A 20,223-nucleotide genomic window follows, 5' to 3' on the forward strand; every position below is an offset into this window, starting at 1 on the left:
CATGACCTACACACTTCAGCCGGTACGAGAGACTTTCTTTAATCTGCCAGCCGCGAGCGACGCCCAAGCGGGATCGGTCGCGATTTTTGGTGCTGTTCATGGAACGGCTTATCCCCGCAGTATTCCCGATAAGCCTGGTATATCAGCGCCGGATGCTGTCCGCAGGGCGATCACTGAAGCGTCCGTGCATGTCGATCATTGGGATTTCGATTTCGATGGGCCTTTGCTGAACGATGGCGCGCTGGATGTCGTGGACCTGGGTGATGTCGTTACGCACTATGATGATAATGCGGGTAATCGCGCCGCGATTGAAGCGGCAACCCGGTACATCCGGGCAGCCGGTGCTATTCCGCTTCTCATCGGTGGCGATGATTCCGCCGCCATCCCCTTCATGCGCGGTTTCTCGGATGCCGAAACGCTGCATATCCTGCAGATCGACGCGCATATCGACTGGCGCGACCGGATCGGCGACGAGCCGCTTGGTTATTCCAGCACGATGCGGCGCGCCTCCGAGCTTCCGTTCGTGCGTTCCATGACCCAGGTCGGTCTTCGCGCTGTCGGCAGTGCGCGCCGCGAAGAAGTCGAGACGGCGAAACGCTGGGGTTCGCGGTTGGTTACGGTGCGTCAGGTTCGGGCAAACGGCGTTGTGGAGATCGCCGACGCCATTCCGCGTGATGGTGCATTGCTCATCCATATCGATGTCGATGCGCTGGACCCGTCGATCTGCCCAGGCGTCAACGCAATGTCACCCGGAGGTCTATGGCTTGAGGAAGTTACCGATCTCATCGCCTCGGCAATGACGGGCCGCACACTCGCTGGCTTTTCGATCGTCGAGTTTCAACCGAAGGCCGATGTCAACGGAATGACCGCGACTGTGGTCGGCCGGTTGATTTGCCATGTGCTAGGCAATCTGGCCCGCAAGAATGGCCGTTAAACGGAGCTGATGCGGACCAGATAAGCTTCAACGGGCATATCCGAACTGATGCGGCAAGGGCCTTCGATGATGGCACAGTCGAGCCGGGTCAGTTCCTCGGCGTGCTCACCGCTGTCGATCCGCAGATTGCCAAGCGACAGAAGCATCGTTACGCCGCCTTCGGCATCGAGAGGATGGTCGCCTTCAAACACGCGCCGCTCAACCTGGTGCGCCCAGCGGTCCCGCCGGGTCATCACGTTGAGATCGACGATCGTGCCAGATACCAGCCGTGCCGAGGTTGCTGTATCGGCCGGAAATGCGAGTGGTTCGGACGCTCGGGTCAATACGACTGGCTTTCGACCGGCAATATCCAGTTCCATACCTTCGCCCTCAAGGATCGACAGGGTGCGGTCTATACCGGCAAACACTGAAAACGGGCCATCGCTGGCAACTGTTGCCATGCTGACCCGCCAGCCGAACGCAGACAGATCGGCTCCCAGCGGGAAAATAGCGATCTCGACGGTCTCACCGCCACCGTTTTTCCACGGCATGCGGCGATGATTGGTGGCCTTCAGCACGTGAAGTTGGCTGGGAAAGGATGTCTGTTCGTCGCGCATTGTAAACCCCTACGGCGTGAACTAAGTTTAGTGGACTAAGTCCGAAGGAAGGCGATGATGGAAACGGTCAATATTCACGAGGCAAAGACGCATTTGTCACGCTTGATGGAGAAAGTGTCGAAGGGCGAGTCCTTCATCATTGCCAAGGCCGGCAAGCCGATTGGAAAGCTCGTGCCACTGGATGAAACCGAAATGCCGAAAAAACGCCGGATCGGTTTCATGAAGGGTGAAATCATCGTGCCTGATAATTTCGATAGGATGATGGCCGATGAAATCGAAGAGATGTTTTACGGCAATCCCGACAAGTTCAAAGATCGATGAGATTTCTCCTCGATACACATATCCTGATCTGGGCGGCGGGCGATATCGATCTGCTGCCAACTGACGTCAGGCTACTCATCGAAGATACGAGCAATGAGCTTCTGTTCAGCCCGGCCAGCATCTGGGAAACAGCGATCAAGCACGGCCTGGCACGTGATGACTTCCGCACCGATCCTTTCGTTCTGCGTTATCGTCTTCTCGAAAATGGATACATCGAATTGCCGATCAACAGCGAACACGCAATCGCAATTGCCGGGTTGCCGTTGCTTCACAAGGACCCCTTCGATCGCATCCTGATTGCTCAGGCGATTATCGAAGGGGTTCCTCTCATATCGGTTGACGATATGGTCCTGCGCTATCCCGGGCTTCCGAAATATCAGCTGACCTAAAACCTCAGTTGCCGAGAATACCCGGCAGTCGCAGGCCCTTTTCCTTGGCGCAGTCGATGGCGATGTCGTAGCCCGCGTCGGCGTGGCGCATGACGCCGGTTGCCGGGTCGTTCCAGAGTACGCGCTCGAGGCGGCGGGCGGCGTCGTCAGAGCCGTCGGCGCAGATGACCACGCCCGAGTGCTGCGAAAAGCCCATGCCGACGCCGCCGCCATGATGCAGCGACACCCAGGTGGCGCCGGATGCGGTGTTGAGCAGCGCGTTCAGGAGCGGCCAGTCGGAAACGGCGTCCGAACCGTCCTTCATCGCTTCCGTTTCGCGGTTCGGCGAGGCAACGGAGCCTGAATCGAGATGGTCGCGGCCGATTACGACCGGAGCCGAAAGCTCGCCATTCTTGACCATTTCATTGAACGCGAGGCCGAGGCGGTGGCGGTCACCGAGGCCGACCCAGCAAATGCGCGCCGGCAGGCCCTGGAAAGCGATGCGCTCGGCGGCCATGTCGAGCCAGTTGTGCAGGTGCTTGTTGCCCGGCGTCAGTTCCTTCACCTTGGCATCGGTCTTGCGGATATCCTCCGGATCACCCGACAGGGCTGCCCAGCGGAACGGGCCGATGCCGCGGCAAAACAGCGGACGGATATAGGCCGGCACAAAACCCGGGAAGGCGAAGGCGTTTTCCAGACCCTCGTCCTTGGCGACCTGGCGGATATTGTTGCCATAGTCGAAGGTCGGGATACCCATGTCCTGGAAGGCGATCATTGCTTCGACATGTTCGCGCATCGAGGCGCGGGCAGCCTTTTCGACGGCCTTCGGATCGCTTTCGCGCTTTTCCTTCCACTCTCCCATCGTCCAGCCCTTTGGCAGATAGCCGTTGACCGGATCGTGAGCCGAGGTCTGGTCGGTGACCATGTCGGGACGGATGCCGCGGCGGACCATTTCCGGTAGGATTTCGGCGGTGTTGCCAAGCAAGCCGACGGACTTCACTTCGCCGTTCTTGGTCCAGCGATTGATCATCTCCATCGCTTCATCGAGCGTTTCGGCTTTTTCGTCGACATAGCGGGTGCGCAGGCGGAAATCGATCGAATCCGGGTTGCATTCGATAGCAAGGCAGCAGGCACCAGCCATGACGGCGGCGAGCGGCTGGGCGCCACCCATGCCGCCGAGACCACCCGTCAGCACCCATTTTCCCTTGAGATTGTCGCCGTAATGCTGGCGGCCGGCCTCGACGAAGGTTTCGTAGGTACCCTGAACGATGCCCTGCGTGCCGATATAGATCCACGAGCCGGCTGTCATCTGGCCGTACATGGCGAGACCCTTCTTATCCAGCTCGTTGAAGTGATCCCAGGTTGCCCAATGCGGCACCAGGTTGGAGTTGGCGATCAGGACGCGCGGCGCATCCTTGTGGGTACGGAACACGCCGACCGGCTTGCCCGATTGTACCATCAGGGTTTCGTCTTCGTTGAGATCGCTCAGCGTTTCGACGATCTTGTCGAAATCCGCCCAGGTGCGTGCGGCGCGGCCGATGCCGCCATAGACAACCAGTTCATGCGGGTTCTCGGCGACTTCCGGGTCGAGATTGTTCATCAGCATGCGAAGCGGTGCTTCGGTCATCCAGGATTTTGCCGTCAGTTCGGTGCCACGGGCGGCGCGGACGTCGCGGATATTGTGACGAGGATTGGTCATTTTGTTCCCCTTTTGGTGTGTGCCAATGTCAGCGCCGTTGTTTCGATGCGCGTGAGAATCTCTTTGAGGTGAATGCGAAGCTTGGCTGCCTTGGTCTTGTCATAGGCAAAGGGCGGGGCTTCGGTGCTCAGATGCGTCGACTGTGCCAACTCCATCTGGATCGTGTGAACGCCGTTTTCCTGATCACTATAATGACGGGTCGTCCATCCGCCCTTGAAGCGGCCGTTGAGGATGCTGGTATAGCCGTCGGCGTTCAGAACGACATCGACAGTAGCATCCTGAATGGCCGGATCGCAGGTCTTGCTCATATCGGTGCCGACGTTGAAATCGGGCAATGTGCCTTCAAACAGGAACGGGATATCCGACCGGATCGAATGGCAGTCATAGAGCACGGCGATGCCGTGGATCGCCTTCACCCGCTCGATCTCGGCCAAGAGTGCCGCATGATAGGGCGCGTGGAAATCGGTGAGGCGGGCGGCGATATCGGCTTCGGCCGGCTCTTCGCCGTCCTTCCAAATCGGAACGCCATCGAAATCCGTTTCGGGAACGAGACCGGTGGTGTTCTGGCCGGGATAGAGGCTGACGCCTTCCGGATCGCGATTGGCGTCAATAACGTAGCGATGAAAGGTGGCCCGCACCGTCGTCACATCCGGCAGCAGACCATCATAGAGATGGTGAATATGCCAATCGGTATCGGTCAGCAACCTTCCGGTATCGTTCAGCCGCTCCCAGATGGCCGGCGGAACATCAGTGCCGGTGTGAGGGAAACCGAGAATGATCGGTGATGTGCCCTGTTTGACTTCGAAGACGCTCACGTCAGGCCCCCAGAACCGGAAGAATGCCGGTAGATACCGCGGCGTTCAGTGCGCCCGTGGCAATGAGGTCGCTGGCTGCCTTGAGGTCGGTTGCCATGTAGCGATCGACGTCCAGCGTCGGGACAACCTTGCGGATTGCCCCGATGGCGTCGGTCAGTTCCGGGCTGGTGACGAGGGGGGCACGGAAGTCGATGCCCTGTGCGGCGGTCAGTGCCTCGATGCCGATGATGGCGAAAAGGTTGTCGGTCATTTGTAGCAGGCGGCGGGCACCGTGGCAGGCCATGGAGACATGGTCTTCCTGGTTGGCCGAGGTCGGCGTCGAATCGACCGAGGCCGGATGCGACATCTGCTTGTTTTCAGACATCAGGGCTGCCGAGGTGACTTCGGCAATCATCAGGCCGGAATTGAGGCCTGGCTTCTTGGCGAGGAACGCCGGCAGGCCGTAGGAGAGGGCGGGATCGACCAGAAGGGCGATGCGGCGCTGCGAAATGGCGCCGATTTCGCAGATGGCAAGGGCGATCTGGTCGGCGGCGAAGGCGACCGGCTCGGCATGGAAGTTGCCGCCGGAAACGACGGAATTGTCCGAGAGTACCAGCGGATTGTCGGTGACGGCGTTGGCTTCGATTTCGAGCGTGCGGGCAACCGAGCGCAGGAGATCAAGGCAAGCGCCGTCGACCTGCGGCTGGCAGCGGATGCAATAGGGATCCTGTACGCGCTCATCGCCTTCGATATGGCTTTCGCGGATGACCGAGCCCTTGAGCAGGCCGCGCAGGGCCGCAGCGGCGTCGATCTGGCCTTTGTGGCCGCGCAGCGTATGGATATCCGGATGGAACGGTGCCGACGAGCCCATGGCGGCGTCGGTGGAAAGTGCACCGGTGATCAAAGCGGACTGGGCGGCGCGATGGGCGCGGAACAGGCCGGCGAGCGCCAGTGCTGTCGACGTCTGGGTGCCGTTGATCAGCGCCAGACCTTCCTTGGCGGCAAGGACGACCGGCGTCAGGCCGGCACGCTCAAGCGCGGTGCGGCCGTCCAGTTGTTCGCCGTTGAAGAAGGCTTCGCCTTCGCCCATCATCACCGCTGCCATATGGGCGAGTGGCGCCAGATCGCCGGAAGCGCCGACGGAGCCCTTTTCCGGGATGACCGGGATGACGCCCTTTTCGAGCATGCCTTCGATCAGCCGGACGAGTTCGAGCCGGACGCCAGACGCGCCGCGGCCGAGCGAAACGAGCTTCAGCGCCATAATCAGGCGGACGACGTTTTCAGCCAGCGGCTGACCGACACCGCAGCAATGCGACAGGATCAGATTGCGCTGCAGGGTGGCGACATCGGCGGCATCGATCTTGATCGATGCGAGTTTACCGAAGCCGGTATTGATACCGTAGACCGGCGCGTTGCCAGCGGCGATCTCGGCGATGCGGGCGGCGGCCTTCTCGATGCCCTTGTCGAAGGATGGATCGAGACGGGCGGGTTCGCCGGTCCAGTAGATGGTTTCGAGGGTCGAAAGCGGGACGGAGCCCGGTTGCAGAATAAGGGTCATGTGCAGTCCTCACCAATGCACGGGTCTCCCAACCGCGTGCTTTAAAATCAATGTCCGTTGCGGACGCGCGCATGCAGCGGGTTGAAGCCCATGCGATAGACGAGTTCGGCCGGTCGCTCGATATTCCAGATGGCAAAATCGGCCCATTTTCCGGGTTCCAGCGTCCCCACTTCGTCGACGAGGCCGAGCGCTCTTGCTGCTTCGCGGGTCACGCCGGCGATGCACTCGGTGACTGTCATGCCAAACAATGTTGCCGCCATGTTCATCGTCAAAAGCAGCGAGGTCAGCGGCGAGGTGCCGGGATTGTTATCGGTGGCGATTGCCATGGCGACGCCCGCTTTGCGGAAAAGATCAATTGGCGGCTTCTTGGTTTCGCGGATAAAGTAGTACGCGCCGGGCAGAATGACAGCGACGGTGCCGCTTTTTGCCATCGCCTCTGCGCCAGCTTCATCGGTGTATTCAAGATGATCGGCCGACAGCGCACCATACTCGGCCGCAAGTGCTGCGCCATGCAGGTTGGAGAGCTGATCGGCGTGCAGCTTGACCGGCAGGCCGTGGGCCTTGGCTGCATCGAAGACCAGCCGCATCTCATCGGTCGAGAAGGCGATGCCTTCGCAGAAGCCATCGACCGCATCGGCCAGACCCTCGGCTGCAATGGCCGGCAGCATTTCGCCAACGACCTTGGCCACGTAACCGGCCTTGTCGCCCTTGAATTCCGGCGGCAACGCATGTGCACCAAGAAAGGTGGTGCGAACAGCCACGTCGCGTTCTTCACCAAGACGGCGCGCGGCGCGTAGCGCCTTGGCTTCGTTTTCGAGATCGAGACCGTAGCCGGATTTGATTTCGACGGTGGTCACACCTTCAGCCATCAAGGCGTCGAGACGGGGAAGCGACTGGGCGACAAGCTCATCTTCGCTCGCTTTACGTAGCGACCGGACCGAGGACACGATGCCGCCACCGGCACGGGCGACTTCTTCATAGGTTGCGCCTGCAAGCCGCATCTCGAATTCGTTGGCGCGGTCACCGGCGTGAACCAGATGTGTGTGGCAGTCGATCAGGCCCGGTGTAATCCAGCGGCCGCCACAATCGATGATCTCGGCGGCGTTTTCGATCGGGAAAGGCAGTTCTGCCGCGTTGCCGGCAAAAAGGATGCGGCCGTCCTGAACCGCAATGACGCCGTCTTCGACAAGGCCAAGGCCCGGCAAGGAAGGGTTGAGCGTCGCAAGCCGTGCGTTTCGCCAGAGGCGATCACAGGTGGTTGGCCGGGGGCTGTCTGGCGGCGATTTTATGGAAGACATCGTTTTCTAGCCTTTCCTTTTCGTGTCATTATGTATAGACATAAAGAAAATGAGCGCAAGTGGTTTTTTTTGAACAACGCAGTCAGGAAGGGATGAGGCCTTGGCCAGCATTCATGCGAAATCGGCTTTGACGCCGTCGGGATGGCAGAAGGATGTACGGCTGACGATCGAGGGCGGCCAGATTGCTACGATCGAGGCGGACACCGCGGTGCGAACGGGTGATGAGCGGCACGATATCCTGGTACCCGGCATGCCGAACCTGCACAGCCACGCTTTCCAGCGCGGCATGGCGGGCCTCGCTGAAACTCGTGGCCCCGGCGCCGACAGCTTCTGGAGCTGGCGCAATGTCATGTACCGGTTTGCGCTGACGATGACGCCGGATCATGCTGAAGCGGTTGCCAGTCAGCTCTATATGGAAATGCTGGAAGCGGGCTTCTCGCGCGTCGGCGAGTTCCATTATCTGCATCATGATATCGATGGGCATGCCTATGCCGACATTTCCGAAATGGCGCAACGGATCGCTGCGGCGGCCTCATGGACAGGAATTGGCCTCACGCTGCTTCCGGTTTTCTATGCCCATTCGACCTTTGGCGGCGCAGCACCGAATGAAGGTCAGCGCCGGTTCATCAATACGGTCGAGAGCTTCGAGCGGTTGCTCGATGGCTGCCGTTCCGCCGTCAAGGGATTGCCGGATGGCCGGGTCGGTGTCGCGCCGCATTCGCTGCGGGCCGTGACGCCAGATGAGCTTTCGGCCGTTGTGGCGATGGCGAAAGATGGTCCGATCCATATTCACGTGGCTGAACAGGTCAAGGAAGTCGAGGACTGCATCGCATGGTCCGGTGCGCGGCCGGTCGAATGGTTGCTCGACAATGCCGGGCTCGATGGCCGCTGGTGCCTGATCCATGCCACTCACATGACCGACGACGAGACCCGCCGGATGGCTAAGAGCAAGGCGATTGCCGGCCTTTGCCCGATCACGGAGGCCAATCTCGGCGACGGCACCTTCAATGCGGTCGTGTTCGGTGAGGCGGGCGGCAAATTCGGCATCGGTTCGGATTCAAACGTGCTGATCGGCCTGCCGGACGAACTGCGCCAGCTGGAATATTCGCAGCGTCTGGCGCATCGCTCCCGCAATGTTCTGGCGGCCCCCGGCCAGTCGACCGGCCGTGCCTTGTTTGATGGTGGTGTCGACGGTGGTGGGATTGCGCTGGCCGGGAAGGCCGGGATCGCTACCGGCAATGCCGCGGATTTCGTCAGCCTGCGGGCGCCGGATGGCGATCTCACGGAGGATGCGGCTCTGGATTCCTGGCTGTTTGCCAACGGCACGAAACCTGAAACTGTCTGGGTGGCAGGCCGGAAGCAGGTCGAAGGCGGGCGTCACCACAAGCGGGATGAAATATCGGCGAAATTCCGTGCCGCCATGCGTGAACTGTTGGCCTGAGCGGCGGGGTTCGCTACCACGTCTTTCCAGGCAAGCGGCGATACACAGTTTCTGCTAGTACCGAACCGGATGTGCGGAAGGTGAGACCTTGGTGAAATTGCAGGATATCGATCAGGCTGTTGATGGGCCGCTTGCCGAAAGTGCAGGCGACCTGTCTCTGCATCAGCGTATCCTCGGCGATATCGAGGATCGCATTCTCTCGGGTGAATGGCAGCCGGGCTTCCGCATTCCGTTCGAAGTGGATCTGGCCGAGCAATACAAATGTTCGCGGATGACCGTGAACAAGGCGCTGACGCAGCTGGCAAAGACCGGCTTGATCGAGCGGCGGCGTAAGTCGGGGAGTTATGTCACCCAGCCACGGGCGCAATCGGCCGTATTGGAAATTCGCGACATCAAGCTGGAGGTCCAGTCGCTTGGGCTAGCCTATGACTACCGGTTGCTGAGCAAGACCCGGCGCCGCAGCACGGCTGACGATAAAAACAGGCTCGACCTCGATGCCACGGCTTCGATTCTGGAGATAAACTGTACGCATTTCGGAGGCGCGAGGCCATTTTGCTTCGAGCAGCGCCTGATCAATCTGACGGCGGTACCGGATGCGGCGGCGGAGAGCTTTGAGGTTGAAGCTCCGGGGCCGTGGCTCCTGAACCGTGTCCCCTGGAGTGCGGCCGAACATACGATCCGGGCCATCGCGGCCGATGAGACGATTGCGGCGGCCTTGGCAATCCCCAGTGGAACACCGTGTTTGACGGTCGAGCGGCGGACATGGAGCAACGGCTCCTATGTCACCCACGTACGCCTCATCTATCCGGGCGAACGCCACGCGCTGATTGCCAACTTTACGCCATCGCAGCCGAAATAGAAAAGGGCGGCGCCAGATCGCCAGCGCCGCCCTTATCAATCATCCTTACTTCTTCGGCTTTGCGCCAGAGAGCTTGGGTACTTCCTTGGATGTCGTTGCGGCGAAAGGGGTGGCTGCCTTGGCTGCAACCTTGTCCTTCTTCGGCTTCCTGACTTCCTTGTTGCTTTTTACTTGTCCTTTGGCCATGGCGCTATCCTCCTGCAAAAATCAAAATCCGCGAATGGAATGCACGGCAGGCCGCCTGCGTCTCACTTCACGAACACGACAAGCATGGACGATGCTTTGCGCTGAGACAATCGGAAAATTGGACGGAAAGTGCTGCTTTACGAGACAGTTGCTCTAACGTGCCGTTTTTGCATCCACGCCGAATTCAAGGCCCATCTCGATGAGTTCATCCCAGAGGCTTTCGGCGAAGCCGCGCAGCACAAGAAGCTCGAAGCTTTCCGGTCCCGTCCGGGAAATGAGTGCCGAAATATGACCGATCAGGGTCATTGCCGAATGGCCAACCGGGAAATTCGACACGGCGAGATCGACCGCTGTTCCCTTGGCAAGCACCGCCTCCACCGGCGTGCCACTGATGCCGATCCGGACGCGACCGTGGCCTTGATCGGAAATGGACGCCTTGCCATCCAGGACCGGTGTCTTGCCGAAAATCTCCGCCGCCGAAAGAGGCGCGTCACCGATGACGAACCATTGTCCAGGACCATACGGGCGCACGGCATACGTGCTGCCGTCGCCAATCCGGGGAATGAGCCCTGTCAGATCACCGCTGCCGCGCGTGGCCAGAACATGCAGAACATGTCCTTCCGGCAAGGCTGTCATCGTAATCCGCCCGTTGGAGGATGGTGCGCCAAACGAGCCGGACTTGGCGTTGGCGAGGGCAGGGCGATGGAGGAGCGCAAAATCAGCCATGGAGCTTTCCGTTTTCCGGATCAAAGAAAACCGGGCTGCACAGCACGGCCTTGGTGTATTCGTTTTTGAGGTCGTTCCAGACGGTGACATGTTCGCCGTGACGCGTGGGGCCATGTTTGACCAGAGCCAGGCCGATGGTCGAGCCAAGATTCGGCGAGTAGCAGCTGGAGGAAACATAACCCTGATCGTTGTCGAGCGACGGAACGGCGCCGTCCGACAGGATATGGGAGCCCGTCTTGAAGGTTGTCGCCGGATCGAGCGGCTTGACGCCGACGAGCGAGAGCCGGTCATCCGCGGTCATGCCTTCGCGTGACAGCATCGCCTTGCCGATGAAGTCCGGCTTGGTTGTGGAGACCATCTTGGCAAAGCCGAGATCGGAGGGAATGACGGTGCCGTTGATTTCGGAATGGGTGACATGGCCCTTCTCTATGCGCATGACGCCGAGTGCCTCGACCCCATAGGGGCAGATGCCGTGCGGCGCGCCTGCTTCCATGATGGCATCGGCGACCGCTTCGCCATAGCCGGCAGGAACCGCCAGTTCGTAGGCCAGTTCGCCGGAGAAGGAAATGCGGAACAGGCGGCCGGTCAGCTTGCCGCCGCAGAGTGACACCTCCTTGGCGCCTAGGAATGGGAAGGCTGCATCGGAAATATCCTCATCCACCAGTGTCTGCAGGATCAGGCGAGACTTTGGCCCGGCAACGGCAATCTGCGCCCATTGATCGGTCGAAGACGAGAACTGGACGTCGAGATCGGGCCATAGCGCCTGGGCGCAGAATTCCAGATGGTTCATGACTCCGGCCGCATAGGCCGTGGTCGTCGTCATGAAGAAATGGGTTTCGCTCAGCCGGCTGGTCGTGCCGTCGTCGTAGATCATGCCATCCTCGCGCAACATCAGGCCGTAACGCGCCTTGCTGACCGGCAGCTTAAGGAAAGCGTTGCAATAGACCCGATTGAGGAATTCTGCTGCGTCCTTGCCGAAGATTTCGATTTTGCCGAGGGTCGAGACATCGCAGATGCCCGCATTCTTACGAACATTCAGCACTTCGCGATCGACGCTCTCGCGCCAAGTCGTTTCGCCTGATTTCGGGAACCAGGAGGAGCGATACCAGAGGCCGGTTTCGACGAAGACCGCGCCGTTCTTTTTGGCCCAATCGTGCAGTGGCGATTTGCGCACCGGCTGGAAGTGCTTGCCCTTGGAAGCGCCGGTCAGCGCACCGAAGGAGAGCGGCGTATAGAAAGGGCGGAAGGTCGTCGTGCCGACATCGGCGGGCGATACCTTGCGCGCTTCGGCGAGAATGCCGATGGCGTTGATGTTCGACAGCTTGCCCTGATCGGTCGCCATGCCGTTGGTGGTGTAGCGCTTGGCAAGCTCGACATGGCCATAGCCTTCGTTGACGGCCAGGCCGAGATCCTTGAGGTGGACGTCGTTCTGGTAATCGACGAATGCCTTGCCCTTCGATCCGTGGATGCGCCAGAGCGGTTTCGAAATGGTTGCCGTGTCGGCTGCCGCGGCGAAAGCGGCCGTTGCATTCGAGAAGCCGAGTGTCTGCAGGACAGACACCGCTTTACCGGCGCCGTCTGCAAGGCAGGCTTCGACACTGCCGATGCCTGCGGCGGCCCCGGCGATGGTCAGGCCCTCCTGCTTCTCCGGTGCAAGAAATGCGGCTTTGGCATCCGACCAGACCGGCTTTGCACCGCGATGGCAGGCAAGATGGATGATGGGGCTCCAGCCGCCGGACATGCCGAGCGCGTCTGCCTCGATGGTTTCGGTCCGGCCGTTGTTGAGGACGGTCACGTCCTTGAGGTTCTTGCCGCCATTGGCATCGACCACAGTGCCTGCGAGAATACGTGCCTTGCCGGACCAGGTGCGTGCCGCATCCGGGCGGCTATCGACAATGGCCGCGACATCGAGGCCGGCCGCTTCCAGATCGGCAGCGGTCGCGTAACCGGAGGCATCGTTGGTAAAGAGGACCGTGCTTTTTCCGGGTGCGATGGCTTGGCGATTGAGATAGGAGCGCATAGCGCCCGCCATCATGACGCCGGGAATATCGTTGCCGCCGAATACTAGCGGCCGTTCTTCAGCGCCGGAGGCGAGGATTGCCTCTCTGGCGGCGATACGCCAGATGCGCTCGACTGGCCGGTTCGGGTCCACCGTGGCCGTGTTTTTCTGCACGCTTTCGACGGCGCCGAAGACATTGCCATCGTACCAGCCAAACACGGTCGTGCGGGAGAAAATACGGACATTGGGCAGGTCCGCCAGTTCGGCAAGCGTCTTTGTCAGCAGATCGGTCGCAGATTTTCCGCCGACCGGCGCCGTTTCGGAAAGCAGCGAACCGCCCGGCTCAAAACCTTCGTCGGCAAGGATGACGCGGGCACCGGCGCGGCCAGCCGTCAGCGCAGCGGCCAACCCCGCAGGGCCGGCGCCAATGACCAGCAGGTCGCAATGCGCCCAGCATTTTTCGTAGGTGTCGGGATCGGGCTGATAGGTGGCGCGGCCAAGGCCCGCGGCCTTGCGGATGATCGGCTCATAGACCTTTTCCCAGAACGCTGCCGGCCACATGAAGGTCTTGTAATAGAACCCGGCACCGAGGAAGGGCGAGAGCAGGCTGTTGACGGCGCCAAGATCGAAATCGACCGAAGGCCAGCGGTTCTGGCTTTTCGCCGTCAGGCCGCGATAGAGCTCGACGAGCGTGGCGCGGGTATTGGCTTCGGTGCGTCCGCCTTCGCCGATCGTCACCAGGGCATTCGGCTCGGCGGCACCCGCGGTCAGGATACCGCGTGGACGGTGATACTTGAAGCTGCGGCCAACGAGCTGGCGGCCATTGGCCAGCAACGCCGAGGCCAGCGTGTCACCAGCAAAACCCTGCATCGGTTTGCCGTCGAAGGTGAAATCGAGTGGCTTGGCGCGGTCGATGCGGCCGCCTTTGGGGAGACGATAGGAACTCATGCGGTCTCTCCCGGAGCACTGGCATCGGTAATGGCATAGACAATGTGGGTCATCGTATCGCGCTCGACCACAAGCCAGCGGCGGCAGCCGGAGGTGTGATGCCAATATTCCTTGTGACGGCCGCGCGGATTGTCGCGCAGGTAGACATAGGCATACCAGGCATCCTCGCCGGCATCGGGTGCCGGGCGGACGATTGCGGCGTCACCCTTGACGGTGAATTCTTCCTTGGGGCGCGGCCCGCAATGGGGGCAGGCGATCAGGCTGGCCATGTGAAGTCCTCAATGCAGATTGGGTTGCGAGCCGACGCCCTTTTCATCGATCATCCGGCCGCGTGCGAACCGGTCGAGCCGGAAGGCGCGTCCTGTTTCATGCGGCTCGTTCCTGGCGATCAGATGGGCGTAGCAGAAGCCGGAGGCGGGCGTGGCCTTAAAGCCGCCGTAACACCAGCCGGCGTTCAGATAGAGATTGTCGATATGCGTGCGGTCGATGATCGGCGAGCCGTCCATGCTCATGTCCATCACGCCACCCCAGGAGCGCAGAACCCGGACACGCGACAGGGCCGGGATCATCGCAACACCGGCTTCGGCGACATGTTCCACTGTCGCGAGATTGCCGCGCTGGGCATAGGAATTGTAGCCATCGATATCGCCACCGAAGACCAGGCCGCCTTTGTCAGACTGGGAGACGTAGAAATGCCCCGCACCGAAGGTGACGACATTGTCGATAAAGGGCTTCAGCCCTTCCGAGACGAAGGCCTGCAGCACGTGGCTTTCGATCGGTAGCTTCATGTCGACCATATCAGCGACGGTGGTGGAGTTGCCGGCGGCAGCCAACGCCAGCTTGCCGCAACCGATAAAGCCCTGACTGGTCTCGACGCCCACGACGCGGCCGTTTTCGCGGCGGATGCCGGTGACTTCGCAATTCTGGATAATATCGACGCCGCGCATATCAGCGCCACGGGCATAGCCCCAGGCAACGGCGTCATGGCGCACGGTGCCGCCGCGCTTCTGCATCAAGGCACCCTGGATCGGGAAGCGGGCATTGTCGAAATCGAGGAAGGGCAGCATCTGGCGCACGGCGTTTCGATCGAGCAGGTCGGCATCGACGCCGTGCAGCCGCATCGCATTACCGCGCCGCGTATAGGCATCGCGCTGGGCGTCGGAATGATAAAGGTTCAGCACGCCGCGCTGCGAGACCATGGCGTTGAAATTGAAATCCTGCTCCAGCCCCTCCCAGAGCTTCATCGACAGTTCGTAAAACGGGTTGTTGCCCTGCAGCAGATAGTTGGAGCGGATGATCGTGGTGTTGCGGCCGACATTGCCGGAGCCGATATAGCCTTTTTCCAGCACGGCCACATTGGTGACGCCGAACTCCTTGGCGAGGTAATAGGCCGTCGCAAGGCCATGTCCGCCACCGCCGATGATAACAACGTCATAATGGTTCTTCGGAACCGGACTGCGCCATGCTGGCCTCCAGCCTTTGTTGCCGCGCAGGGCATTCAGAAAAACGGAAAAGGCAGAGTAGCGCATGGCAAATGAATCCCGGTGAACCGCGCCGATCATGACAGGATTGCATTTGGGTACTTGCAGTAAAGAGACGTTTTCAGTCATAATTCGGACATGGCACCAGATGACCTGAAAAACGTTCAAAAGGTCGGCTTTATCCTCGTTCCGGGATTTGCCCTGATGTCCTATGCCTCGGCGGTCGAGCCGCTGCGTGCCGCAAACCTTTTGGCCGGCCGGGATATTTATGCGCTTTCGGCGCATGTTGCTGAAGGCAGCGCCGGCATGACCTCATCGGGCATTCCGGTTCCTGCAACGCTCCTGCCGTCACGGGGTTCGGGTTTCCATACTGTCTTTGTCTGCGCGGGCGGTACACCGGTTGACTGGGATGTGCCACCGGTGCTGGCCTGCCTGCGCCAGCTTGCCCGCGACGGCGTGCGCATCGGCGGGATTTCCGGCGGTCCATACCTGATGGCAGAAGCCGGCTTGCTGGAGGATCGGGATTTTACGATCCACTGGGAGCATGCCCCCGCATTGATGGAGGCCTTTCCGGCGCTTGCGCCACGTCAGGCGCGGTATGTGCTTGACGGCAACCGTATCACCTGCGGCGGCGGCGTAGCGCCGCTCGACATGATGCATGCACTCATCGCGGAGCGCATGGGATCGGATTTCGCCCGCCGGGTCAGCGACTGGTATCTGCACACCCACGTGGAAAGCTCCGGCGCGCCGCAGCGGGCATCGCTGGCAGAGCGCTACCGTGTCAATCACCCGGGTTTGCTCGCAGTGCTTGAAAAGATGGAAGCGACAATCGAGGCCCCGCTCGATCGCCAGACCATGGCGGCTTTGGCGGGCCTGTCGCCGCGTCATCTTGACCGGTTGTTCTCGAGCCAGATGGGATCGTCCTTTCTTCTGGAATACCGCAAGCTACGGCTCGATCATGCCCGCCGCCTGCTGCAACAGAGCCCGCTTTCGATCTCGGAAATCGCTTTTGCGACCGGATTTTCCAGCGCCGGTCATTTTTCCCGCAGCTACCGCGCCGCGTTCGGCGAGCCACCGCGATCCCAGAGGCAAATTAGTGGTACCGCAGTCCGTTGAGCGATATTCTTCCGGGTTGAGAAAATTTCACTCTCAGGATAGATTGATTGACTTGCAAGCAGGGGGCGAAACCGCATGGCGAAAAAGCAGCCAGTCACCGATATTGGCCGGATCACAGACGACGAGCATCCGGCTCTGAAGGCTGCTTTTCTGCAGGATCCGCACGCGCTGCGTGAGCCGAAGGAAAACAACCTCGAAATCGCGATCGGCCACGAGGTTCGCGCTTTCCGCAAGAAACTCGGCATCACCGTGACCGACCTTGCGACCGCCACCGGCATTTCGCTTGGCATGCTGTCGAAGATCGAGAATGGCAATATCTCGCCGTCGCTGACTACGCTGCAATCTCTTTCGCGGGCGCTTGGCGTCCCGGTCACCGCTTTCTTCCGCCGTTATGAGGAACCGCGCAACGCGGTGTTCGTCAAGGCCGGCGAAGGTGTCGAACTGGAGCGCCGGGGTACGCGGGCGGGGCATCAGTACAATCTGCTCGGTCATATCGACAACAACACAGCCGGCGTAGTGGTCGAGCCCTATCTGATCACGCTGACGGCAGATTCCGATACGTTCCCGGCTTTCCAGCATGAAGGCATGGAGTTTCTCTACATGCTGGTCGGTGAAGTGGTCTATCGCCATGGCGACCGGCTTTTTACCATGCAGCCCGGCGATAGCTTGTTTTTCGACGCCGACGCCCGCCACGGGCCGGAGGAGCTGGTGAAGTTGCCGATCCGCTATCTGTCGATCATTTCCTATCCGCAGACGCGCAGCAATATCTAAGCCTTTCATACTCAAAAATATTGCCTGATAAGAAAATAACTTTCTTCTCAGTTGAAATTTAAAACGGCAGCTGATATCCATCTTTTCATCAACGAAACGAAGGATTGTCCCCATGTGCGGAATTGTCGGATTGTTTTTGAAGGACAAGAGTCTGGAGCCGCAATTGGGTGCCATGCTGTCCGATATGCTGGTCACCATGACCGACCGCGGACCGGATAGCGCGGGCATCGCCATTTACGGATCGCCCTCCAAGGGCCGGGCCAAAATCACTGTTCAATCATCGGACCCGAAGCAGGATTTCGCCGGTCTCGAGGCGCTGCTGAAGCCTGTCGATTCAAGTGTATCGGTAGAGCTGAAAAGCACCCATGCGGTCATCGAAACCGACGCAGACAAGGCTTCGGCCGTGCGCGATCTGCTTTCCCAGGAACGGACCGGTATCCGTGTCATGGGCTCGGGCGACAGCGTCGAGATCTACAAGGAAGTTGGCCTGCCGAAGGACGTCGTTTCCCGCTTCGGCATTCGCCAGATGGGCGGCACGCACGGGATCGGCCACACCCGCATGGCAACGGAATCGGCTGTGACCACGCTCGGCGCGCATCCGTTTTCGACCGGCGCCGATCAGTGCCTGGTGCATAACGGTTCGCTTTCCAATCACAACAACCTGCGCCGCGAGCTGGTGCGCGAAGGCATGACCTTCGAGACCCAGAACGACACGGAAGTCGCTGCGGCCTACCTGACGGCGGAAATGGCCAAGGGCAAGGATCTGGGGCAGGCGCTGACCAGTGCGCTTGATGACCTCGACGGGTTCTTCACCTTCGTTGTCGGCACCAAGTCCGGCTTCGGCGTGGTGCGCGACCCGATCGCCTGCAAACCGGCCGTGATGGCGGAAACCGACCAGTACATTGCTTTCGGTTCCGAATATCGGGCGCTCGTCAACCTGCCGGGTATTGAAGACGCCCGTGTCTGGGAGCCGGAACCCGCCACCGTTTACTTCTGGGATCATGAGAAGGCGGCGTAAACATGGACCTCAGCGTTAAACGAGAAAGTCTGGAAACGATGCGCGTATTCGACCTTGCCAAAATGCCGTTGCGCGACCTGAACAGCGCCCTGCATGCGATTGCCCCCGGCACTAATGATACGAACTTCGAAGTCGTCAACCCGCGCGGCAGCCATGCCGTCGCAGTCGGCATCGATCAGCCGGTGACGGTCGAGGTTCGAGGTAGCGTTGGTTACTATTGTGCCGGCATGAACGACGGCGGTTCTGTCACTGTTCACGGTTCAGCAGGCCCGGGTGTTGCTGAGAACATGATGTCGGGCACGGTTGTCATCGAAGGCGATGCCAGCCAGTATGCCGGGGCGACAGGCCGCGGCGGTCTGCTGGTCATCAAGGGCAATGCAGCATCGCGCTGCGGTATCTCGATGAAGGGCATCGATATCGTCGTCCAGGGCAATATCGGCCATATGTCGGCGTTCATGGGCCAGTCCGGTCATCTGGTGGTGCTCGGCAATGCGGGTGATGCGCTGGGAGATTCGCTCTATGAGGCCAAGCTGTTCGTGCGCGGTGAGGTCAAGAGCCTTGGCGCCGACTGCATTCAGAAGGAGCTGCGCCCCGAGCATATCGAGAAGCTTGCTGAGCTGCTGGACAAGGCAGGCATTACCGACGTCAAGCCGCAGGAGTTCAAGCGCTATGGCTCCGCCCGTACGCTCTACAATTTCAACATCGATAACGCTGACGCGTACTAAGGCAGGGAACCCTACATGAGCTATCACAACCCCTATACCCCGCCGCGCAAGTCAGCGACTTTCGACGATTACACACTCGCGGAAATCCGCCGCGCGGCAGCCACGGGCATTTATGATATTCGTGGCGCCGGGACCAAGCGCAAGGTTCCGCATTTCGACGACCTCCTGTTCCTTGGTGCTTCGATCTCTCGCTATCCGCTCGAAGGTTACCGCGAGAAATGCGACACGTCCGTCGTGCTCGGTGCGCGTCATGCCAAGAAGCCGATCGTCCTGAAAACCCCGATCACCATTGCCGGCATGAGCTTCGGGGCGCTTTCGGGCAATGCCAAGGAAGCGCTTGGCCGTGGGGCGACGATCGCCGGAACATCGACGACCACTGGTGACGGTGGCATGACCGACGAGGAGCGTGGCCATTCACAGACGCTGGTCTACCAGTATCTGCCATCGCGCTATGGTATGAACCCGAAGGACCTGCGCCGTGCCGATGCGATCGAGATCGTTGTCGGCCAGGGCGCCAAGCCCGGCGGTGGCGGCATGCTGCTCGGCCAGAAGATTTCCGATCGTGTCGCCAATATGCGCAACCTGCCCAAGGGCATTGACCAGCGTTCGGCCTGCCGTCATCCGGACTGGACCGGCCCGGACGATCTCGAAATCAAGATCATGGAACTGCGCGAAATCACCGATTGGGAAAAGCCGATCTATGTGAAGGTCGGTGGTGCGCGTCCTTATTACGATACTGCTCTTGCGGTGAAGGCCGGTGCCGACGTCGTCGTGCTCGATGGCATGCAGGGCGGCACGGCGGCTACGCAGGACGTGTTCATCGAGAATGTCGGCATGCCAATCCTTGCCTGCATCCGCCCGGCCGTTCAGGCGCTTCAGGATCTCGGCATGCACCGCAAGGTTCAACTGATCGTCTCGGGCGGTATCCGTTCCGGCGCAGACGTCGCCAAAGCCCTGGCGCTCGGCGCTGACGCGGTCGCGATCGGTACGGCTGCACTCGTTGCCATCGGCGATAATGATCCACACTGGGAAGCGGAATATCAGAAGCTCGGAACGACGGCCGGTGCCTATGACGACTGGCACGAAGGCAAGGATCCCGCCGGCATCACGACGCAGGACCCGGAGCTTTCCAAGCGCCTCGATCCGGTCGCGGCCGGGCGCCGTCTCGCCAATTACCTCAAGGTGATGACGCTGGAGGCCCAGACGATCGCGCGGGCCTGCGGCAAGAACCATCTGCACAATCTGGAGCCGGAGGATCTTGTCGCACTGACGCTCGAGGCATCGGCCATGGCGCAGGTGCCGTTGGCCGGTACCAGCTGGATCCCAGGCAAGGGAGGCTTCTGACCCAAACATACCTTCGGCCGTTGCCCGATCTTAAAAGTCAG

General features: G+C 60.5%; 20 protein-coding genes. 10 read left to right on the top strand and 10 right to left on the bottom strand.

All coding sequences use genetic code 11. The annotated features are described in order from the left end of the window. Position 1 precedes the first annotated feature (1 nt). The gene (locus ACSQ3J_RS24755) at positions 2–934 is read left to right on the top strand and encodes an arginase family protein (RefSeq protein WP_162246342.1); all 933 of its coding nucleotides are present in this window, start codon (positions 2–4) and stop codon (positions 932–934) included. On the opposite strand, the gene ACSQ3J_RS24760 is transcribed toward ACSQ3J_RS24755, so the two are convergent. Continuing rightward, complete coding sequence (locus tag ACSQ3J_RS24760) at positions 931–1,530, bottom strand: HutD/Ves family protein (protein WP_244481985.1); 600 nt, start codon at positions 1,528–1,530, stop codon at positions 931–933. The two genes, ACSQ3J_RS24755 and ACSQ3J_RS24760, sit on opposite strands and share 4 nt — an antisense overlap. A 57-nt stretch (positions 1,531–1,587) precedes the next feature. Here ACSQ3J_RS24760 and ACSQ3J_RS24765 point away from each other — a divergent pair, with 57 nt between their 5' ends. Continuing rightward, positions 1,588–1,851, top strand: coding sequence for a type II toxin-antitoxin system Phd/YefM family antitoxin (locus ACSQ3J_RS24765; protein ID WP_060503097.1), 264 nt, complete (start codon positions 1,588–1,590; stop codon positions 1,849–1,851). Further along, entirely contained in the window at positions 1,848–2,240 is a 393-nt protein-coding gene (locus ACSQ3J_RS24770) for a type II toxin-antitoxin system VapC family toxin (protein ID WP_060503096.1), read from the top strand. Before ACSQ3J_RS24765 ends, ACSQ3J_RS24770 begins: the two co-directional genes overlap by 4 nt. A 4-nt stretch (positions 2,241–2,244) precedes the next feature. On the opposite strand, the gene hutU is transcribed toward ACSQ3J_RS24770, so the two are convergent. The 4 genes from hutU to hutI are packed head-to-tail and all read right to left on the bottom strand — an operon-like array spanning position 2,245 to position 7,568. Beyond that, complete coding sequence (hutU, locus tag ACSQ3J_RS24775) at positions 2,245–3,918, bottom strand: urocanate hydratase (protein ID WP_060503095.1); 1,674 nt, start codon at positions 3,916–3,918, stop codon at positions 2,245–2,247. Next, the gene (gene hutG / locus ACSQ3J_RS24780; RefSeq protein ID WP_060503094.1) at positions 3,915–4,733 is read right to left on the bottom strand and encodes an N-formylglutamate deformylase; all 819 of its coding nucleotides are present in this window, start codon (positions 4,731–4,733) and stop codon (positions 3,915–3,917) included. The genes hutU and hutG overlap by 4 nt, the downstream gene beginning before the upstream one ends. A 1-nt stretch (position 4,734) precedes the next feature. Then, positions 4,735–6,270: a histidine ammonia-lyase gene (gene hutH, locus ACSQ3J_RS24785; RefSeq protein WP_060503093.1), complete on the bottom strand. Its 1,536-nt coding sequence runs from the start codon at positions 6,268–6,270 to the stop codon at positions 4,735–4,737. Positions 6,271–6,317: 47 nt separating this feature from the next. Next, on the bottom strand, positions 6,318–7,568 hold the full coding sequence (gene hutI, locus ACSQ3J_RS24790) for an imidazolonepropionase (protein ID WP_060503092.1): 1,251 nt from the start codon (positions 7,566–7,568) through the stop codon (positions 6,318–6,320). A 100-nt stretch (positions 7,569–7,668) separates the two neighbouring features. On the opposite strand from hutI, the gene ACSQ3J_RS24795 reads away from it, so the two are divergent. Further along, a complete protein-coding gene (locus ACSQ3J_RS24795; protein WP_060503091.1) occupies positions 7,669–9,009 on the top strand; it encodes a formimidoylglutamate deiminase in 1,341 nt (446 codons plus the stop codon). A 97-nt stretch (positions 9,010–9,106) separates the two neighbouring features. Further along, entirely contained in the window at positions 9,107–9,868 is a 762-nt protein-coding gene (gene hutC, locus ACSQ3J_RS24800; protein WP_244481989.1) for a histidine utilization repressor, read from the top strand. Between the two features lie 45 nt (positions 9,869–9,913). On the opposite strand, the gene ACSQ3J_RS24805 is transcribed toward hutC, so the two are convergent. The 5 genes from ACSQ3J_RS24805 to ACSQ3J_RS24825 all read right to left on the bottom strand — a co-directional run bounded on the left by ACSQ3J_RS24805 (position 9,914) and on the right by ACSQ3J_RS24825 (position 15,256). Continuing rightward, positions 9,914–10,054 carry a hypothetical protein gene (locus tag ACSQ3J_RS24805; protein WP_164491962.1) on the bottom strand — a complete coding sequence of 47 codons (141 nt, stop codon included), beginning with the start codon at positions 10,052–10,054 and terminating at the stop codon, positions 9,914–9,916. Positions 10,055–10,207: 153 nt separating this feature from the next. Beyond that, a complete protein-coding gene (locus ACSQ3J_RS24810) occupies positions 10,208–10,780 on the bottom strand; it encodes a sarcosine oxidase subunit gamma family protein (protein WP_060503090.1) in 573 nt (190 codons plus the stop codon). After that, on the bottom strand, positions 10,773–13,727 hold the full coding sequence (locus ACSQ3J_RS24815) for a sarcosine oxidase subunit alpha family protein (protein ID WP_060503089.1): 2,955 nt from the start codon (positions 13,725–13,727) through the stop codon (positions 10,773–10,775). The genes ACSQ3J_RS24810 and ACSQ3J_RS24815 overlap by 8 nt, the downstream gene beginning before the upstream one ends. Further along, positions 13,724–13,996: a sarcosine oxidase subunit delta gene (locus ACSQ3J_RS24820; protein ID WP_060503088.1), complete on the bottom strand. Its 273-nt coding sequence runs from the start codon at positions 13,994–13,996 to the stop codon at positions 13,724–13,726. Before ACSQ3J_RS24820 ends, ACSQ3J_RS24815 begins: the two co-directional genes overlap by 4 nt. 9 nt (positions 13,997–14,005) lie before the next feature. After that, on the bottom strand, positions 14,006–15,256 hold the full coding sequence (locus ACSQ3J_RS24825) for a sarcosine oxidase subunit beta family protein (RefSeq protein ID WP_060503164.1): 1,251 nt from the start codon (positions 15,254–15,256) through the stop codon (positions 14,006–14,008). A 90-nt stretch (positions 15,257–15,346) separates the two neighbouring features. Between ACSQ3J_RS24825 and ACSQ3J_RS24830 the strand changes: the two genes are divergently transcribed. The 5 genes from ACSQ3J_RS24830 (at position 15,347) to ACSQ3J_RS24850 (ending at position 20,182) form a co-directional block, all read left to right on the top strand. After that, on the top strand, positions 15,347–16,324 hold the full coding sequence (locus ACSQ3J_RS24830) for a GlxA family transcriptional regulator (RefSeq protein ID WP_060503087.1): 978 nt from the start codon (positions 15,347–15,349) through the stop codon (positions 16,322–16,324). 75 nt (positions 16,325–16,399) lie between these two features. Further along, positions 16,400–17,095, top strand: a complete 696-nt coding sequence (locus ACSQ3J_RS24835; protein WP_060503086.1) for a helix-turn-helix domain-containing protein — start codon at positions 16,400–16,402, stop codon at positions 17,093–17,095. Positions 17,096–17,207: 112 nt separating this feature from the next. Continuing rightward, on the top strand, positions 17,208–18,113 hold the full coding sequence (locus ACSQ3J_RS24840; protein ID WP_060503085.1) for a class II glutamine amidotransferase: 906 nt from the start codon (positions 17,208–17,210) through the stop codon (positions 18,111–18,113). Positions 18,114–18,151: 38 nt separating this feature from the next. Beyond that, on the top strand, positions 18,152–18,838 hold the full coding sequence (locus ACSQ3J_RS24845; RefSeq protein WP_060503163.1) for a GXGXG domain-containing protein: 687 nt from the start codon (positions 18,152–18,154) through the stop codon (positions 18,836–18,838). Positions 18,839–18,853: 15 nt separating this feature from the next. Next, positions 18,854–20,182, top strand: a complete 1,329-nt coding sequence (locus ACSQ3J_RS24850; RefSeq protein WP_060503084.1) for an FMN-binding glutamate synthase family protein — start codon at positions 18,854–18,856, stop codon at positions 20,180–20,182. The last annotated feature ends 41 nt before the right edge of the window (positions 20,183–20,223 follow it).

Source organism: Rhizobium sp. LjRoot98 (assembly GCF_964252935.1).
Classification (GTDB): domain Bacteria; phylum Pseudomonadota; class Alphaproteobacteria; order Rhizobiales; family Rhizobiaceae; genus Pararhizobium.

Coding starts and splice junctions, on each gene's coding strand:
- ACSQ3J_RS24835 (WP_060503086.1), top strand. CDS start 16,400: ATGGCGAAAAAGCAGCCAGTCACCGATATTGGCCGGATCACAGACGAC.
- ACSQ3J_RS24755 (WP_162246342.1), top strand. CDS start 2: ATGACCTACACACTTCAGCCGGTACGAGAGACTTTCTTTAATCTGCCA.
- ACSQ3J_RS24770 (WP_060503096.1), top strand. CDS start 1,848: ATGAGATTTCTCCTCGATACACATATCCTGATCTGGGCGGCGGGCGAT.
- ACSQ3J_RS24815 (WP_060503089.1), bottom strand. CDS start 13,727: ATGAGTTCCTATCGTCTCCCCAAAGGCGGCCGCATCGACCGCGCCAAG.
- ACSQ3J_RS24760 (WP_244481985.1), bottom strand. CDS start 1,530: ATGCGCGACGAACAGACATCCTTTCCCAGCCAACTTCACGTGCTGAAG.
- hutU (WP_060503095.1), bottom strand. CDS start 3,918: ATGACCAATCCTCGTCACAATATCCGCGACGTCCGCGCCGCCCGTGGC.
- ACSQ3J_RS24820 (WP_060503088.1), bottom strand. CDS start 13,996: ATGGCCAGCCTGATCGCCTGCCCCCATTGCGGGCCGCGCCCCAAGGAA.
- ACSQ3J_RS24825 (WP_060503164.1), bottom strand. CDS start 15,256: ATGCGCTACTCTGCCTTTTCCGTTTTTCTGAATGCCCTGCGCGGCAAC.
- ACSQ3J_RS24805 (WP_164491962.1), bottom strand. CDS start 10,054: ATGGCCAAAGGACAAGTAAAAAGCAACAAGGAAGTCAGGAAGCCGAAG.
- ACSQ3J_RS24850 (WP_060503084.1), top strand. CDS start 18,854: ATGAGCTATCACAACCCCTATACCCCGCCGCGCAAGTCAGCGACTTTC.
- ACSQ3J_RS24840 (WP_060503085.1), top strand. CDS start 17,208: ATGTGCGGAATTGTCGGATTGTTTTTGAAGGACAAGAGTCTGGAGCCG.
- ACSQ3J_RS24810 (WP_060503090.1), bottom strand. CDS start 10,780: ATGGCTGATTTTGCGCTCCTCCATCGCCCTGCCCTCGCCAACGCCAAG.
- ACSQ3J_RS24845 (WP_060503163.1), top strand. CDS start 18,152: ATGCGCGTATTCGACCTTGCCAAAATGCCGTTGCGCGACCTGAACAGC.
- ACSQ3J_RS24765 (WP_060503097.1), top strand. CDS start 1,588: ATGGAAACGGTCAATATTCACGAGGCAAAGACGCATTTGTCACGCTTG.
- ACSQ3J_RS24830 (WP_060503087.1), top strand. CDS start 15,347: ATGGCACCAGATGACCTGAAAAACGTTCAAAAGGTCGGCTTTATCCTC.
- hutH (WP_060503093.1), bottom strand. CDS start 6,270: ATGACCCTTATTCTGCAACCGGGCTCCGTCCCGCTTTCGACCCTCGAA.
- hutI (WP_060503092.1), bottom strand. CDS start 7,568: ATGTCTTCCATAAAATCGCCGCCAGACAGCCCCCGGCCAACCACCTGT.